Source organism: Pseudobacillus sp. 179-B 2D1 NHS (assembly GCF_045370945.1).
In the GTDB taxonomy this organism is placed as follows: domain Bacteria; phylum Bacillota; class Bacilli; order Bacillales; family Domibacillaceae; genus Pseudobacillus.
This window is the reverse complement of the sequence record NZ_JBIQDP010000013.1, coordinates 49,831-63,724: the sequence shown is the minus strand read 5'-3', so window position 1 is coordinate 63,724 and position 13,894 is coordinate 49,831. Positions and strand designations below refer to the sequence as shown.

Annotated in this window: 15 protein-coding genes and 1 pseudogene; 6 read left to right on the top strand and 10 right to left on the bottom strand. The window is 37.4% G+C overall.

Going from position 1 to position 13,894, the window contains the following annotated elements; translation table 11 throughout:
- Nucleotides 1-346 precede the first annotated feature (346 nt).
- Genes ACH0BF_RS13975 through ACH0BF_RS13960 form a run of 4 tightly spaced genes read right to left on the bottom strand, consistent with a single transcriptional unit; the run spans nucleotide 347 to nucleotide 2,939 of the window.
- The gene (locus ACH0BF_RS13975; RefSeq protein ID WP_340851760.1) at nucleotides 347-835 is read right to left on the bottom strand and encodes a methylated-DNA--[protein]-cysteine S-methyltransferase; all 489 of its coding nucleotides are present in this window, start codon (nucleotides 833-835) and stop codon (nucleotides 347-349) included.
- Nucleotides 819-1,736: a DNA-3-methyladenine glycosylase family protein gene (locus tag ACH0BF_RS13970; RefSeq protein WP_340851757.1), complete on the bottom strand. Its 918-nt coding sequence runs from the start codon at nucleotides 1,734-1,736 to the stop codon at nucleotides 819-821. The genes ACH0BF_RS13975 and ACH0BF_RS13970 overlap by 17 nt, the downstream gene beginning before the upstream one ends.
- Nucleotides 1,723-2,298: a bifunctional transcriptional activator/DNA repair enzyme AdaA gene (locus ACH0BF_RS13965; protein ID WP_340851754.1), complete on the bottom strand. Its 576-nt coding sequence runs from the start codon at nucleotides 2,296-2,298 to the stop codon at nucleotides 1,723-1,725. The genes ACH0BF_RS13970 and ACH0BF_RS13965 overlap by 14 nt, the downstream gene beginning before the upstream one ends.
- A complete protein-coding gene (locus ACH0BF_RS13960) occupies nucleotides 2,292-2,939 on the bottom strand; it encodes an isocitrate lyase/PEP mutase family protein (protein WP_340851753.1) in 648 nt (215 codons plus the stop codon). Before ACH0BF_RS13960 ends, ACH0BF_RS13965 begins: the two co-directional genes overlap by 7 nt.
- 378 nt (nucleotides 2,940-3,317) lie before the next feature.
- Between ACH0BF_RS13960 and ACH0BF_RS13955 the strand changes: the two genes are divergently transcribed.
- From ACH0BF_RS13955 to ACH0BF_RS13945, 3 genes are all read left to right on the top strand, one after another.
- Complete coding sequence (locus ACH0BF_RS13955) at nucleotides 3,318-3,755, top strand: LytTR family DNA-binding domain-containing protein (RefSeq protein WP_340851752.1); 438 nt, start codon at nucleotides 3,318-3,320, stop codon at nucleotides 3,753-3,755.
- 14 nt (nucleotides 3,756-3,769) lie between these two features.
- Nucleotides 3,770-4,204, top strand: a complete 435-nt coding sequence (locus ACH0BF_RS13950) for a DUF3021 family protein (RefSeq protein ID WP_340851751.1) — start codon at nucleotides 3,770-3,772, stop codon at nucleotides 4,202-4,204.
- A 187-nt stretch (nucleotides 4,205-4,391) separates the two neighbouring features.
- Nucleotides 4,392-5,696 carry an alpha/beta hydrolase family protein gene (locus tag ACH0BF_RS13945; protein WP_406909522.1) on the top strand — a complete coding sequence of 435 codons (1,305 nt, stop codon included), beginning with the start codon at nucleotides 4,392-4,394 and terminating at the stop codon, nucleotides 5,694-5,696.
- A 41-nt stretch (nucleotides 5,697-5,737) separates the two neighbouring features.
- Here ACH0BF_RS13945 and ACH0BF_RS13940 read toward each other — a convergent pair whose 3' ends face one another.
- Nucleotides 5,738-6,523, bottom strand: a complete 786-nt coding sequence (locus ACH0BF_RS13940; RefSeq protein WP_406909521.1) for a nucleotidyltransferase domain-containing protein — start codon at nucleotides 6,521-6,523, stop codon at nucleotides 5,738-5,740.
- Between the two features lie 114 nt (nucleotides 6,524-6,637).
- Nucleotides 6,638-7,600: a helix-turn-helix transcriptional regulator gene (locus ACH0BF_RS13935; protein ID WP_340851748.1), complete on the bottom strand. Its 963-nt coding sequence runs from the start codon at nucleotides 7,598-7,600 to the stop codon at nucleotides 6,638-6,640.
- Nucleotides 7,601-7,710: 110 nt separating this feature from the next.
- On the opposite strand from ACH0BF_RS13935, the gene ACH0BF_RS13930 reads away from it, so the two are divergent.
- From ACH0BF_RS13930 to ACH0BF_RS13920, 3 genes are all read left to right on the top strand, one after another.
- On the top strand, nucleotides 7,711-8,190 hold the full coding sequence (locus tag ACH0BF_RS13930) for a GyrI-like domain-containing protein (RefSeq protein ID WP_406909520.1): 480 nt from the start codon (nucleotides 7,711-7,713) through the stop codon (nucleotides 8,188-8,190).
- 22 nt (nucleotides 8,191-8,212) lie between these two features.
- A complete protein-coding gene (locus tag ACH0BF_RS13925) occupies nucleotides 8,213-8,677 on the top strand; it encodes a phage tail protein (RefSeq protein WP_406909519.1) in 465 nt (154 codons plus the stop codon).
- Between the two features lie 757 nt (nucleotides 8,678-9,434).
- The gene (locus ACH0BF_RS13920; protein WP_340851742.1) at nucleotides 9,435-10,616 is read left to right on the top strand and encodes a NupC/NupG family nucleoside CNT transporter; all 1,182 of its coding nucleotides are present in this window, start codon (nucleotides 9,435-9,437) and stop codon (nucleotides 10,614-10,616) included.
- A 288-nt stretch (nucleotides 10,617-10,904) separates the two neighbouring features.
- Here the strand turns inward: ACH0BF_RS13920 and ACH0BF_RS13915 are convergent, their stop codons facing one another.
- The 4 genes and pseudogenes from ACH0BF_RS13915 to ACH0BF_RS13900 all read right to left on the bottom strand — a co-directional run bounded on the left by ACH0BF_RS13915 (nucleotide 10,905) and on the right by ACH0BF_RS13900 (nucleotide 13,859).
- Nucleotides 10,905-11,753 (bottom strand): MBL fold metallo-hydrolase, encoded by an 849-nt coding sequence (locus ACH0BF_RS13915; RefSeq protein ID WP_340851740.1) that lies wholly within the window; start codon nucleotides 11,751-11,753, stop codon nucleotides 10,905-10,907.
- A gap of 375 nt (nucleotides 11,754-12,128) precedes the next feature.
- Nucleotides 12,129-12,275 (bottom strand): annotated as a pseudogene (locus tag ACH0BF_RS13910) (IS5/IS1182 family transposase); the annotation flags it as partial.
- Between the two features lie 11 nt (nucleotides 12,276-12,286).
- Nucleotides 12,287-12,931 (bottom strand): VTT domain-containing protein, encoded by a 645-nt coding sequence (locus ACH0BF_RS13905; RefSeq protein WP_259455651.1) that lies wholly within the window; start codon nucleotides 12,929-12,931, stop codon nucleotides 12,287-12,289.
- A gap of 181 nt (nucleotides 12,932-13,112) precedes the next feature.
- On the bottom strand, nucleotides 13,113-13,859 hold the full coding sequence (locus tag ACH0BF_RS13900) for a DUF4253 domain-containing protein (RefSeq protein WP_182917050.1): 747 nt from the start codon (nucleotides 13,857-13,859) through the stop codon (nucleotides 13,113-13,115).
- Nucleotides 13,860-13,894: the final 35 nt, after the last annotated feature.

Here is a 13,894-nt window from a genome sequence, read left to right as displayed (position 1 = left end):
CTACAAATATACAAATAACGTTGACAATTTGTCAACGTTATAGACGGACTCCTTTTAAATTATCTATTTAATCACTGGCATCTTGTCAACAGTTAGCCAAAAAGCTGGTTGGTTAATTTTTCAATCATTAGAAGGCGGCGTTTCCAGTGAGAAAAGCAAGTCCCAGTAGTTCACAGATCGCACACGGAAAGCGTCTGCCTGCATCAAAATCAACAACCAGATATCACAGGGCCAAACAAAAAAAGCAGTCTGTCTGCCGTTGAAGCATTGACCACTTTCCTAAAGATTCTTCTATGCTACTTAAACCATTCCCTATGAGACGGTTCGCCGTACTACACTTAAATCCCTACTTCTGTTTCCTGTTGCAGGACTTCTCATGTTGGAGCAGCCACTCTTTTCTCCACAGCCCTCCTGCATAGCCAGTTAATGTCCCATTAGAACCAATAATTCTGTGGCAGGGAATGACAATACTTAGCTTATTTTTTCCATTTGCACTTCCTACAGCCCTAATAGCTTTTTGATTTCCAATAGAAACAGCAATATCCTTGTAAGATCCCGTTTCTGCATACGGAATTTCTTTTAATGCTTCCCATACTTTTTTTTGAAAATCAGTTCCTTCAAATTGATAAGGAAATGTAAATTCATAGCGATCGCCTTTAAAATATTCGTCAAGTTGGTTATAGCATTCTGCTAAAACTGGAGGAGTGTCCGGTTGTAAAACATTCACCTTTTTATCCTCTTCAGAGAACAGAATAGAAAGGATCACTTCATCAGTACCAAGTATTTCGATTACGCCAATTGGCGATTCATAATCTAATTTATATTTTTTTGTCATATAAAGACCTCCAAAGATAAAAGGTAGCGTATGCCTGCCAGCCTTTCCATCCCAATGCTAATTCTTCAATTTCTTTTATAGTCGGCTTCTTCTTAAGTCCTAGCAGATTCTTCAATGCATGATGAAGTCCGACATCTGTTATTGGGAAGGAAGAAGTATCGTGTAGACATTTCATCATTACATAATCTGCCGTCCATGCTCCAACCCCTCTTATCGCCATTAATGATTTTTTTACTTGCTGGTAATCTTTTTGCTGGAGCAGCCATTCCTTTGTTAATTCGCCATTTGTCATGGCTTTCGCAATGCCAATAATATATTCAGCCTTCCTAGCAGAAAATTGAAGTTCCCTTAAATCATCCACACTTACAGAAGCAATTTTTTCAAATGAGGGGAATATCCAAAATATTTCTCCCTCAAAAACTAGGCACTCGCCAAAGTGTTCAACGAAGCGTCTCTTTAATGTGTAAGCAAATGCTAGATTAATTTGCTGTCCGATAATTGCCCACACTAATGCTTCAAATAAATCCGGTATACATATAATCCGTAGCCCATCATATTGATGAGCAAGTTTTTTTAAAATTTGATCTTGATGAGCTGCCCTATAAAACCCCTCTACATCCTGCTCCAAATCAAACCATTCCCAAATGTACTCCCCCACTTTTTGGCGAGAGGGACCAGAGGGAGTGCTTATTAGAAATTCAACCTTTATCGAATGATTGATGTATCCAATTTTACATAAAATCAAAGATTCATCCACTTTTATTAGTTTAACGATAGATTTCCCTTTCATTTGATGAAGCACTTCCTGATTGGACCTTCCTAAAAAAGTAAGACATTCTTCAAAATTAAATTCCTTAGGAGGATAAATCTCTATATAAGATCCATAATCAGCCCAATTCATTTAGGAATCCCTTTCGATATTCACTCGGTGAACAGTTTTTTAAGCTTCGAAACACTTTATAAAAATTAGAAGGACTTTGAAATCCTACCTCATAGCAGATCTCCAGATTCGTAAGGGCTGTACATTTGAGAAGATGGGCTGCTTTATCGATACGTATCTTTTCTAAATAAGTACGAGGAGTTTCAGAGGTTTCTTGTTTAAATAAGCGTTCCAAATAAAAGGGACTTAGACCGACTTCTGCCGCTATATCTTTTAATATCAGGTTTTGTTTATAATGATTGACCAGGAACGTAATGATGTCTCTGACAATCTCCATATGCGGGGATTGCTCAACTTCCGGCCGACACCTCTTACAAGCGCGAAAACCAGCTTTTTCTACTTCATTTATGTCGGTGTAAAATTCCACATTCATTTTTTTGGGTTTCCTTGATCTGCAGGAGGGACGGCAATATATTCTGGTTGTTTTCACGGCTGTAAAAAATAATCCATCATACTTACGGTCACAAGCCATAATTTTCTCCCACATCTCTTCGAATGAAAGATTAATAGTATTATTCACCATATTACATCACTCTCCTTCCTGCACTGGGGCGCATTTTCATACAAATGGGAAGTATCCATATACTCTACTAATTTACCAGCAGGCTCTTTTAATCCGGGGACAAGAATTTCACTAGCGCCACTCTCCACATACGCCCTTGCTCGTTCTATTGTTTCTATCAAAGGGTTTCGGCTTTGAAAGTAAGTATCTATTCTGGCGTTACTATAAAAATATTTATAATCATTATGGTCTAGCGCTACTCTTATTTTTTCTAGAAGATGAGCGTGCTGTAAAACCTCTCTTAAGTCCATTGATTTTTTCAATGAATCTTCCATATTGATGCCCGCCACCCCGACATCTGCCGTTCTAAAAACATTTTCTATAATCATGTTCGCGTCTTCGCTATATCCGGCCTCAATATCGGCTGAAACAGAAATTTTCACATTCTCTACTATAGTTTTGATGATTCCTAAATGTCTGTCAAATCCAATCCATTCTCCATCTGAAAATTCTAGTGAATTTGCGATACTCCAACTGGTCGTGTCAATTGCTTTGAATCCTGCTTTTTCAAGTATTAAGGCTGAAAGTAAGTCCCAAGCATTTCCTATGAATAATAATTCCTTTGAGGAAGGCCACTCATTGAATTCCTGAATCTTCTTCATTTCAGCTCCCCCTAATATTTGTTGGATTCATTTTAACAAGTAACCTCTCTCCAATTCGTCCTCATTCTTGCTCTTATGGTCTGTCTTAAGAGAACCTGGTAAGATACAAAAGAGATTTTATTTAAAGGTGTTATAATGGAGGGATCCGAAAAACGTAGGCAGTATCCCGATCAGATAGTGCTAGTAGAAACACGAACAACCATCTCAATAACAGCACTGAAAAATTGGAGAAACGTTCACTGTCTCTAATTTTGAGAATAAACATGCTTAGTTAATCGCACGCCATTTGTCAATTAATACAATCAAACAACTTGAAAGCAATGAAAAATAAAATCCATAATCAACATGAAGCAACTTGAATTTTTGCGGGTGATAGTTATGAAAGTTTCAATAGAAGAAATAAGTAAAGAATTGGCAGAAGAAATTCTCATTAGGTGTCATGAGGTAGATGATGAAATAAACGAAATCGTAAGGAAGCTGGAAACGGAGACCTTCATTGTACTCGGATATCAAAACGATAGAGTTCACCGTATCAAGCTTAGCGACATTTATTATTTCGAGGCAGTTGACGGGAAGGTTTTCAGCTACTGCAAGGATAACGTTTTTGAAGTAAAGCAAAAGCTTTATGAGTTAGAAAAGTTATGCAGCGAAAAAAACTTTTTTCGTGCATCCAAATCAACTATTTTAAACATAGCTAAAATTTCATCTGTGTATCCGTCCATAAGCGGCCGATTCGAGGCGGTGCTTGATAATGAGGAACGTGCTGTTATATCAAGGCAGTATGTGCCTGTCCTTAAAAACAGGCTTGGATTGTAAAAGGAGGGATGCATATGAAGCTTGCTGAGTTTGTACAAAAGACGGCGAAGAATTTCTTGATCATTTTTGCTTCCATCATCATTATTCTTACGATTTTACGACAGATATATTATCCCAACATGGACTTTGATTTAGAGTCGATCTATCTCATTATGGCCTTTTCATTTTTAAGCGCATTAACGGGATTTATTTTGTATTCTCCTCATGAGATAAGTGAGAAGAAGATGCGTATAAGAATGGCCCTTCATTTTGTCACTTTGGAAATTCTTTTGATTTCTCTTAGCCACATTTTTGGCATTGTGAATAGCATAGTAGATACAATCATCTTGGCACTGGAAATCGCAGCAATCTATATCGTGGTTCGTCTGTTATCATGGCAAAACGATAAAAAGGAAGCTCAAAAAATCAATGAAAAACTAAAGGCATTGAAAAAAGACGTTTATAAGTAGCCCAATACGATCATACATCGGCAGTTGTCTGCAATAGATTATGATGCGGTAAGCTTTTGCAGCTTACCGCTATTTTTGCATCTTATTTGCTCATAAATACAGCTTACTGTTTTTCTATATACATCCCTTCGGCTGTTTTTTATGATGAGTTCATAAAAAATAATCCAAAAAAGAAGGGGTAACCATTATGGGAACTTTACTATTATGTATCGCTTTGATTTTTGAGGTCACTTTTGCCATCTACTGTATAGTAACAAAGAAAAATTATAAAAAAATAAAGAATTGGCTGAGGATTGCTATATTTATAGCCTTTGCCATACTCACACTTTCATCGGTGATTATGTGGAGTTTCCGCTGGGTCCTGCTTGCCACACTGCTTTTCCTATTAGCGGCAACGGGCACGGTTGCTCTTATTCGTAACAAAACAAAAACACAAAAATACAAAACTTCTTCTATTGTATGGAAATCTATTTTTATGATTGTGATATTAGTATTGGCACTTACACCTGCCATTGTTTTTCCACAGCACCCATCACCGAAAGTGACAGGTAAATATGAAGTCGCCACTGCTGCTTACACTTATATGGACAAAAAACGTGTGGAGGAATTTAGCGATAAGGGGCAAAACAGATTTGTGAACGTGGAATTTTGGTATCCGAAAAATGCACATGGAACATATCCTCTTTTGGTGTTCTCCCACGGAGCATACGGCATTAAGGCAAGCAATACCTCTACCTATACAGAGCTTGCAAGCCACGGCTATGTAGTCGTTTCAATCGATCATCCGTATCATTCCTTTTATACTGCTTCAGCGGATGGAACGAAAACTTTCATCAACACAGATTATAACCGTGAAGTCAGCAATATCAATAAAGAAGGTATTTATACAAACGAAGAACTCTATGGGCTCATTCAAAAATGGATGAAACTGCGAACAGACGATATGAATTTTGTCATTGATACGATCCTCAAAAAGGCCAAAAGTGATAATGACTCCGTTTATCAAAAGATCAATACAGAGAAAATTGGTGTGTTCGGGCACTCGATGGGCGGCGCAGCCAGTGTTTGGCTAGGTAGAGTGCGCAATGATATAGATGCCGTTGTTAATATTGATGCCCCTTTCTTTAGCGAGCTTCTGTATAAGAAAGATATAGATGACTTTGTAGCAAGCAAAAAACCCTATAACATCCCGCTTTTCAACATTTATTCCGATGATGTTTGGAAACAGCTCGGCAGCAACTCCACTTATGTAGCAAACAAACTAGATAATCAAAACTTCAAAGAGGCCTATACAATTCATTTTCAAGGAGCCAAGCATTTAAGCTTAACCGATTTACCGCTCTTCTCCCCTCTGCTTGCGAATAGTCTGCAAGGCGGAAAGGCCGATATCAATAAATATTACTGTATTGAAACTGAAAATGAGCTAATCCTCAAATTTTTTGACTATGAATTAAAGGGCATTGGCCACTTCGCTCCGAAAGAAAACTATTAAAAATTAAAGGCTGAATCCTAAGGTTCAGCCTTAATCAAGCATTATTTCCACACTTCCTCCAATGTGCTTCTAAACAACTCATTTAACTTATGGGTTGGGTCCTTCCTTTCAGCAGTGAGCGTTTTAGCATATTCTTCGAGACGTCCAATCTCATTTTCTACAAAATCGGTTATCACTTGAATACGAGGTTCATGATCGAACTCATCACCTATTATCTTTCGTTTTAAAAGATGTTCAACCTCATTTTTTAATTCACCTTCTGGAATGATGTCTTCTACTAATTCATGAAAGCTAATTGGAGGTGTCATATTATAGGCCTCAATCCACTTACAAGCCAGTATAGGGCGCAGTACGTAGAAATACTTTTTTATTCTTACTTCCGGCCCCTGCAGGTAGTGGCGATAGTTAGTTTTCGCCATATTTAAATAATGGTACAAAATAGAATTTGGATAAAAAACTTCAGGTTCCAAAGATCTCATGCTATCGATAAATGAGTACTTTTGATAATAAATTATATTGCTTCTCAGCCATTCCAAAAGAGGCGGATTGTTTTTTCTAAAAAGTCGCAGCGCCTTTGTTATTTCCCAACCGCTAATATCTAACAAATCATTAATGGGCTCTTCTATCACATCTCTCTTGTTGCCAATTCCTTGCGGGTCAATAGAAAGATACCATTCTGGTCGGTGAATATAAATAAATCGGACATCAAAATCACTATCTTTCGAAGGAAATCCCCACGCTCTGCTTCCAGCTTCCACAGCATATAAAATCTTTACTTGTGCTCTCTCTTCTATTACTGCTAATTTATTTTGAATGATTTCATTCATTGGTTCGCCTCCTTATAAAGTTAATCATGCTTAGAACTTTTTTAAAGTGTTTCTAACCATTCAGAGACATTTATCCTTTTCCAAATGTGCGAAAATAAGGGCAACTGGCACTGCTTATGAGAAATATACGCATAACCTCTCCTGTAAATCTGCTAAGACTTCTTGTGGCACTTCCCTGACCTTGATATCCTCACCTAGGAAAAGCAGCCAATTTGTCATTTCTGTCAATTCTTCGGAATGATTAACATTGATAAAAGTCTTTAGAATGGCTGTGGTTTGGTAAGGATTTGTATAGGAAATAGAAACTTTTAAAGGGTGGTATTTTTTAAATTGGGCAATCGCTTTTGGACCAAGTTCAAGGACAAGGTTGATTGCTTCCTCCTGCTTACTTAGTTTTTCTAAAATTTTTTTCTTGCTTACTCTTTTTTTCGTCGGGTAAGGTTCAGCATGAATAAGATTATCGACAGGAAAAATCCGCTTCTTTTCTTCCTTTAAGTCAAAGCCTTCAATCAGCCAAAGGCTTTTTTCACGGTAAAGGTGCAAGAGATAAATCGAATAAGACTTTACTACCTTCTCTTCTTTGATAGTGATCAATAAGTAGCTATCCAGAAGCAGGACTTGGATGAGTTTTTCCAACATAGGATGAGGGAGGTCTGACAGATCAAGCAAATCAGGATTATTCGGGTTGGTCCCTTCAAATAGCAAGATTTGATTTAAAAGAACGAGGGTCTCTTGCTGGTTTTCTGAGAGGAGACCTAATAATTTTTCAGCTAAAGACTGACGGCTCTTTAGATAGGGAAGTTGTTGATTTCTTGTGGCCATAAAGGCAATAAAAAGAGCTTTGACCTCATTGCTGGTAAAGCGAACATCGGGCAAGACAGAGTTGTGCATGACACAATATCCTCCATCCCTTCCAACTTCAGCGACAAGCGGCATTCCCATAGCCTCAATTTCTCTAATATCTCTAATAGCGGTTGAACGAGAGATATTAAATTCTCGCATGATTTCAGAAACGGTAAAGTGGGAGCGGTTGTTGATATACCGCATTATGGTGTTAATCCGTTCAACTTTTTTCATCCGGACTCCTAAACAGTATCATTTTTTGACATAATTTAAGGCTATCATATACCTATCAAGTGAAGACTACAAGTCATTTGATAAATCTAAAAAAGAGGAAGGTTTTGACTATGACAAATTATACCCTCGAAGAAAAAGACAGCTTTATCGTTTTAGGTTTTGGAACTGAGCTTACGAGCGACTACACAGACTCTGCTGGCTTAAACAAGGAAAAGGCCGACTTTTGGCAGGCCTTCAGCCAAGATGGAAGGCTTGATGCTTTAAAAGCTATAGCTATAAATGACTACGTTTTTGCCGTGAACGAAGCTGTAAATAGCAAGATGATGCATTATGCTGGCGTTATGACAGAGGAAGCGGCACCAGAAGAAGCCAGAGTCATCCAATTTCCTAAGGGAAAATACTTAGTCGTGAAAGGGGAAGGGAAAACGGCCGGTGAATTGGAGAATAAGCTTACTGGCATTGCCTTTGGTCAAGTCTTGCCTGAAGCAAAGGACTTTGCTTATGTTGGCGGGCCAAATGCAACGGTTGAAATGGGTCAGCGAAACGGCTTGGTATTTGGTGAAATGTGGATTCCTGTTGTAGAGAAATAAAGGAATAAAAGGAGGAAGGAAAATGGCCTATGTCGTTGATTTTAAAAATGTTTCTACGGTTGGTGTAGAATCTTCACCTGTAGTAGACGCACTTGCTGGTTTGCGTGCTAATGAAGCCCGTTACTTTATGAACAAATACAAGCATGAATTTACGGTTGTGCCAGCTAGCGAGTCCTGTGAGACCCTTGATTATGTGAACCGGATTTTAAAAGAAGAACGGGATATTGAGTTTGCGGCCAAGCCTTTAGAAACGTCACGTTTTCAAGTGGAAAATATCAAAATGGCTTACGTTTTTTATGAGGATGGTCTTGTTGTCAACGTCATGTATACAGTTGATGTCCCTAAAAAGCGGGCCGTCGGCTTTAAGCTTTCTGAAGGGATGGAGGTGCCAAAGGAGTTAGAAGGAAAGTTTAAGTTTGCCAGGCAAAAGTCTAAACTAGCTGGAACCATTCGAGGCTCATTTTTTGTAATTAAAGGAGCCTATTAATGCAAGCAAAAGTGCAAATAAAGGAATTCAGCCATTTTTAGCAGTGGGTCATTCTTTTTCTTTATTTAGATAAAAAATCTAATTCAGTCTAGGAGCAAAATAAGCATTCATGCAACGAATGCTCACCTAGGCATTCAAATAACCAAACAGCACCTCTCCATCCAATTAGTGAGTGCTGTTATTTTTTTTGCAAAAATTTCATTTACTCATGGTACGGTTCACCATCATGCATCTAAATGAAGTTTTTAAACTGGTTTTCACTATTAGATTTTCATTAAAGCCTTCTCCTTACTCCAATAAATTTTTGTTCCTTGACTTCAGCCTCTTTCTTCACACTGAAAACGGGTTTCCAGCATATAGACATAGTCATCCCCGAATAAGAAATTTTTTTAAAGTGTCCATTATTCGGGTATAGTTCATACATGACCGTTACCAGCCTTTTTTGTATCGATTTTTAAATAATGAAAGGAAAAAATCATGGAATAAATGTTATTTGCAGTTTTTATAAAAACTCTTTATATCTCTTTCAGCATTTAGGGCATTCTGATTAATATGTGGTTGCAGAAAAATAATCTTCTAAAACTTATTACCTTTCGAAACCATTCTTAGACGAGCTTTTGTGTTACTTTTATAAAATATGGGCAAAATATCCATTGTAATCACAAATAAAAGAGGTTACTATTCTAGCGGTAACTTTACTAGTGGCAAATTCACTGGAAGCGTGCCCATATTGTCTAAATTCATCAGGAGGTTACATATGCGATATGTTATTTCTATCTTAGGTATTTTTGTTGTATTGTTTTTGGCTTGGTTGGCAAGCTCCAATCGAAAAGAGATAAAATTCAAACCAATTATTACGATGATTGTCATTCAAATTCTTTTATCATTGTTGCTGTTAAATACAGAATTTGGCTTAATCATCATCAAGGGCATAGCTGCTATTTTTAACAAATTGCTTGAATTCGCGAGTGAAGGGATTTCCTTTGTATTTGGCGGCATGGCGAACGAGGGAGAGGCTCCTTTCTTTTTAAATGTATTGCTGCCAATTATATTTATTTCTGCATTAATTGGGATTCTTCAGCATCTGAAAATCTTGCCATTCATTATGAAGGGAATCGGATTTTTATTAAGTAAAGTGAACGGAATGGGCAAACTTGAATCATATAATGCAGTTGCTTCACTGATGGTCGGGCAATCGGAGGTTTTCATCACATTAAAAAAACAACTTGGCTTGCTTTCGAACCAGCGTTTGTATACTCTATGCGCTTCAGCGATGTCGACTGTATCGATGTCTATAGTTGGTGCTTATATGACGATGCTGGAGCCAAAGTATATTGTCACAGCTTTAGTTTTAAATTTATTTGGGGGCTTTATCATAGCAACCATTATTAATCCGTACGAGATTGATCCAAGTGAGGATATATTAGAAATACAGGAGCAGAAAAAGCAATCCTTCTTTGAAATGCTCGGTGAATATATCCTTGATGGTTTTAAGGTAGCTATTATCGTCGGGGCTATGCTGATTGGGTTCATTGCATTAATGGCGGGATTCAATTATGTATTTGAGCTAATATTTAATATCTCTTTCCAAAAAATATTAGGTTATCTATTTGCTCCAATTGCCTTTATTATGGGAATTCCTTTCTCAGAAGCGGTTAGTGCCGGGGGGATTATGGCGACTAAACTGTTGACCAATGAATTTGTCGCGATGCTGGATTTATCCGGAGGCAATTATCACTTTAGTGACCGAACAATGGGAATTCTTTCTGTATTCCTGGTTTCCTTTGCCAACTTTTCGTCTATTGGTATTATTGTCGGGGCTGTCAAAAGTCTGAATGAAAAGCAGGGGAATGCTGTTGCACGTTTTGGCTTGAAGCTGTTATATGGCGCCACACTTGTAAGCATCCTTTCAAGTATCATTGTTAGTTTCGTTTTATAAAACATGCTAGGTAATCACGACGTGTTGGTCGTTGAAATGGAAAACAACGGCCGTGGAAAAGTAATCTATCCTCAATAATATGGTACTGGTTGCATTATAAATCCTTATGAAAAAGGCAGTGGGAGCGAACCACTGCCTTTTGCTAATAATGTAACCTCATTAACAGATCTTTAATTTTCTTATTAATTATTAATGTATCCTCAAATTTTTTCCTACTCTCTGCTAAAGCAATATCAGGATAAAAAAGCAACTTTCATAAAAAATGCCTTTACGAAACACAGAGACAATTTAATACCCATTTACAAAGTCGGCGATTGTTTCTCTTTCATCTTCTGTAAGTTTCCTTTTTACGCACTTTTCGTATTCTGCGATGATTTTCTGTTTATCACCACCGCAAATATCTGTATATTTCGCAATAGTTCTAAGCTTAGCAGCTTCCTTATTAAATTCCTCTTTTGAAATCGGCTTTTGATGCGAAGGTATATATGTATCCGCGTCAAATGATTCTAACTCATCTAATAGCCGCAGCGTTTCCTTGATTGTATAGTTTTCTTTTGCGGAAAAAATATCAGGATAAATACAGTCACCAAGAAAGAGAATCTTTTCTTCTTCGATATACACGATTACTGAATCTGCAGCGTGGTCCCCTCCGACGTGTTGGACGATACAAGTTATCCCACCAAGGTCCATTTCCACTCGTTTTTCAAAAGTTAAATCCGGCAAGACAATCGTGATATCTCGGTGATCCGTGAATTCCTCCTTGATGGCCTTCGCACAAAATTCAATTTCCGATCCTTCTTTCACTCGTGCATCTAATGCCTCGTCTGACCATGAAAGCGGAATGAGCTTCTCCATTTCTTTTTTCGTTTTTTTGGAAGCCATAGAAACTGTATGAGATAATGCTGACAGACCAAAAATATGATCCCAATGCCAGTGAGTAAGAACCACCATATCAGGAGCAGGGACCCCTCTTTTTAAAAGTTCTTTCAGAAAGTAATTTGCATGATCTTCCGAGTTGCCTGCATCAATCATTAATGTCTTGTTATTGCCTACTACCATCCCTAGAATGGGCCGGTCGGTTAACGATATTGGAGTAATGTACCAAAAACTCTTACCTATTTTTTTAATTGAATGCATAACGGGTGCCTACTTTCTTTTATACTATTTTAAATCGAATAGCAGTTGTTTACTCATGGGAGAATCTTTCAAAAAACGGCCTCTATCTATGGTAAGGAGATCTGTGGAATTTTGTATTTCAACTCTTAGATATTAATATGCTTTAACGTATTTATTTACAAAATTAGCAAGATCCTTCAAGAATGATTTACTTTTAACTGTCGTGCACTGGGAAATTGTATAAAAAAATAAATGGGTTCGAGAGTCTTTTATCAATTCCCGAACTCATTTATTCTTGTTAATATACCCTATCTTTCCAACCTGCTTCGCTCTAATACAAAAATATAGAAACGATTATTGGGACGAAACCAGGCTGAAAATTTCATCTTCCTTTATTTCGTCGATTTGATAAACAGCTTGACCGAGTAACTTTGATGACTTTTGGTTATAACTTGCTTTTGTATGTGCAGCCTCAACGATAATCGATTTATTTTTCATACGTTTCCTTTCAAGAACCGTTTTCACCATTTTATAAGTCCACATCTATGAAACCGTTATGCTTTCTTCAGTTTCCCCTGAATCATACCGATAATGGCTGGCAGCACAGAAATGAAGATAATGGCTAAGAGAACTGTTGAAAAATTGTCTTTGATAATCGGAATATTGCCAAAGAAGTAGCCTAATATCGTACAGATGCCTACCCATAATGCGGCACCAACCACATTATAAATCAAGAAATAACGGTAGTTCATCCGGCTCGCTCCTGCAATAAAAGGAATGAACGTACGAATAAACGGCATAAAACGGGCGATCAAAATTGTTTTTCCCCCATGCTTGTTAAAGAATTCCTCAGCTTTCATCATTTTATCTTGGTTAATCAATTTTCCCATAAAACTTCCATTTGAGATCGTAGTCCCTACTTTCCTGCCGATATGATAATTTACAGTATCCCCAATTACCGCTGCGGCAAAAAAGATAATGAATAATAAAATAATGTTAAATGCCCCCATCGCAGCAAGAGCACCGCTAGCAAACAGTAAAGAATCACCCGGTAAGAAAGGGAAAATCACAATTCCCGTTTCTACAAATACGATTAAAAACAAAATTCCATATGACCACCCGCCAAAGTTTTTGATGATTTCAACTAGATGTTCATCAATATGCAGGATGAAATCAATAATATTTTGAATGATTGTCAAAGCTGTACCCACTTTCATAGTAATGTAGTCTTTTTTATTTTCATCTACATATTATCAGAAACACATAAAAAATGTTTAATAAAGGAACACTTATTTGTATTTTTTATAGTAAAAATCGAAACAATTTTTCTCTGGCTCAAGCAAAGTATCATTCTATTTCGCACAAAAAAATGCTGCATTTTTAATCCCACCAAAAATACCATACGGAAGAATGAATAAGTGTTCCTGCAAGTGAATTTACTGTTCCCACCCCTTGCAGGACTATATCACCACAAAATCCAAACTGTTCCCACGCAAGTAATTCTGATTCTTCTTGTGTCTTAGGAGGATTTTCGACAAAAAATTCCCATACATCTGTGGTTACTAAAGCCGGAATAGCTCCATATTTTTCATACCAATATTTGAATACTGCCACTTGTTCCTCTGGCATAGGACATTCATTAAACCCTCCCATTGGAACCCATGCAGCTACCTCCCAAGGATGATCCGTGGGAACCTTTGCGATAATTATTTTCTTATTTATTACCTCTTCTATTGATAGAAAATGATCCGGCTGTTCCTCTAACGAGAACTCGCCAGTAATATCATCGTCATCTTCTTCCATGGACATCGCTTCATCAAGAAGTCTCTTTAACAAAGCCTTTACATCAATATCCTTTGATTTCTTTATGATACTCTCTCGGTCATCCTTTGAGTATCCTTCATCCGCCTCGGTATCAACGATTTCTAGCATCATCTCTGAAGGGATAATGATAAGTGGTGTATATCCTTCTTTCTTGCCTTCCTGGAGAGCTTGATGATAATTTTTCATAACACTTTTAACATCCTTCTCTTCAATTACCGAACAGTCGCAACCCAATTTAGCCTTTATTTTTTCAATATAAGCTTTCTCTTCTGCTTTTTTCCTGAATTTGTCAAATATACTCACGTTCTTCATCTCCTATAGGCTTTGTTACCGGATAA

Excerpts from the sequence above, each read along its gene's own strand:
- ACH0BF_RS13975 (WP_340851760.1), bottom strand. The coding sequence starts at position 835 with ATGACAAAAAAATATAAATTAGATTATGAATCGCCAATTGGCGTAATC.
- ACH0BF_RS13970 (WP_340851757.1), bottom strand. The coding sequence starts at position 1,736 with ATGAATTGGGCTGATTATGGATCTTATATAGAGATTTATCCTCCTAAG.
- ACH0BF_RS13965 (WP_340851754.1), bottom strand. The coding sequence starts at position 2,298 with ATGGTGAATAATACTATTAATCTTTCATTCGAAGAGATGTGGGAGAAA.
- ACH0BF_RS13960 (WP_340851753.1), bottom strand. The coding sequence starts at position 2,939 with ATGAAGAAGATTCAGGAATTCAATGAGTGGCCTTCCTCAAAGGAATTA.
- ACH0BF_RS13955 (WP_340851752.1), top strand. The coding sequence starts at position 3,318 with ATGAAAGTTTCAATAGAAGAAATAAGTAAAGAATTGGCAGAAGAAATT.
- ACH0BF_RS13950 (WP_340851751.1), top strand. The coding sequence starts at position 3,770 with ATGAAGCTTGCTGAGTTTGTACAAAAGACGGCGAAGAATTTCTTGATC.
- ACH0BF_RS13945 (WP_406909522.1), top strand. The coding sequence starts at position 4,392 with ATGGGAACTTTACTATTATGTATCGCTTTGATTTTTGAGGTCACTTTT.
- ACH0BF_RS13940 (WP_406909521.1), bottom strand. The coding sequence starts at position 6,523 with ATGAATGAAATCATTCAAAATAAATTAGCAGTAATAGAAGAGAGAGCA.
- ACH0BF_RS13935 (WP_340851748.1), bottom strand. The coding sequence starts at position 7,600 with ATGAAAAAAGTTGAACGGATTAACACCATAATGCGGTATATCAACAAC.
- ACH0BF_RS13930 (WP_406909520.1), top strand. The coding sequence starts at position 7,711 with ATGACAAATTATACCCTCGAAGAAAAAGACAGCTTTATCGTTTTAGGT.
- ACH0BF_RS13925 (WP_406909519.1), top strand. The coding sequence starts at position 8,213 with ATGGCCTATGTCGTTGATTTTAAAAATGTTTCTACGGTTGGTGTAGAA.
- ACH0BF_RS13920 (WP_340851742.1), top strand. The coding sequence starts at position 9,435 with ATGCGATATGTTATTTCTATCTTAGGTATTTTTGTTGTATTGTTTTTG.
- ACH0BF_RS13915 (WP_340851740.1), bottom strand. The coding sequence starts at position 11,753 with ATGCATTCAATTAAAAAAATAGGTAAGAGTTTTTGGTACATTACTCCA.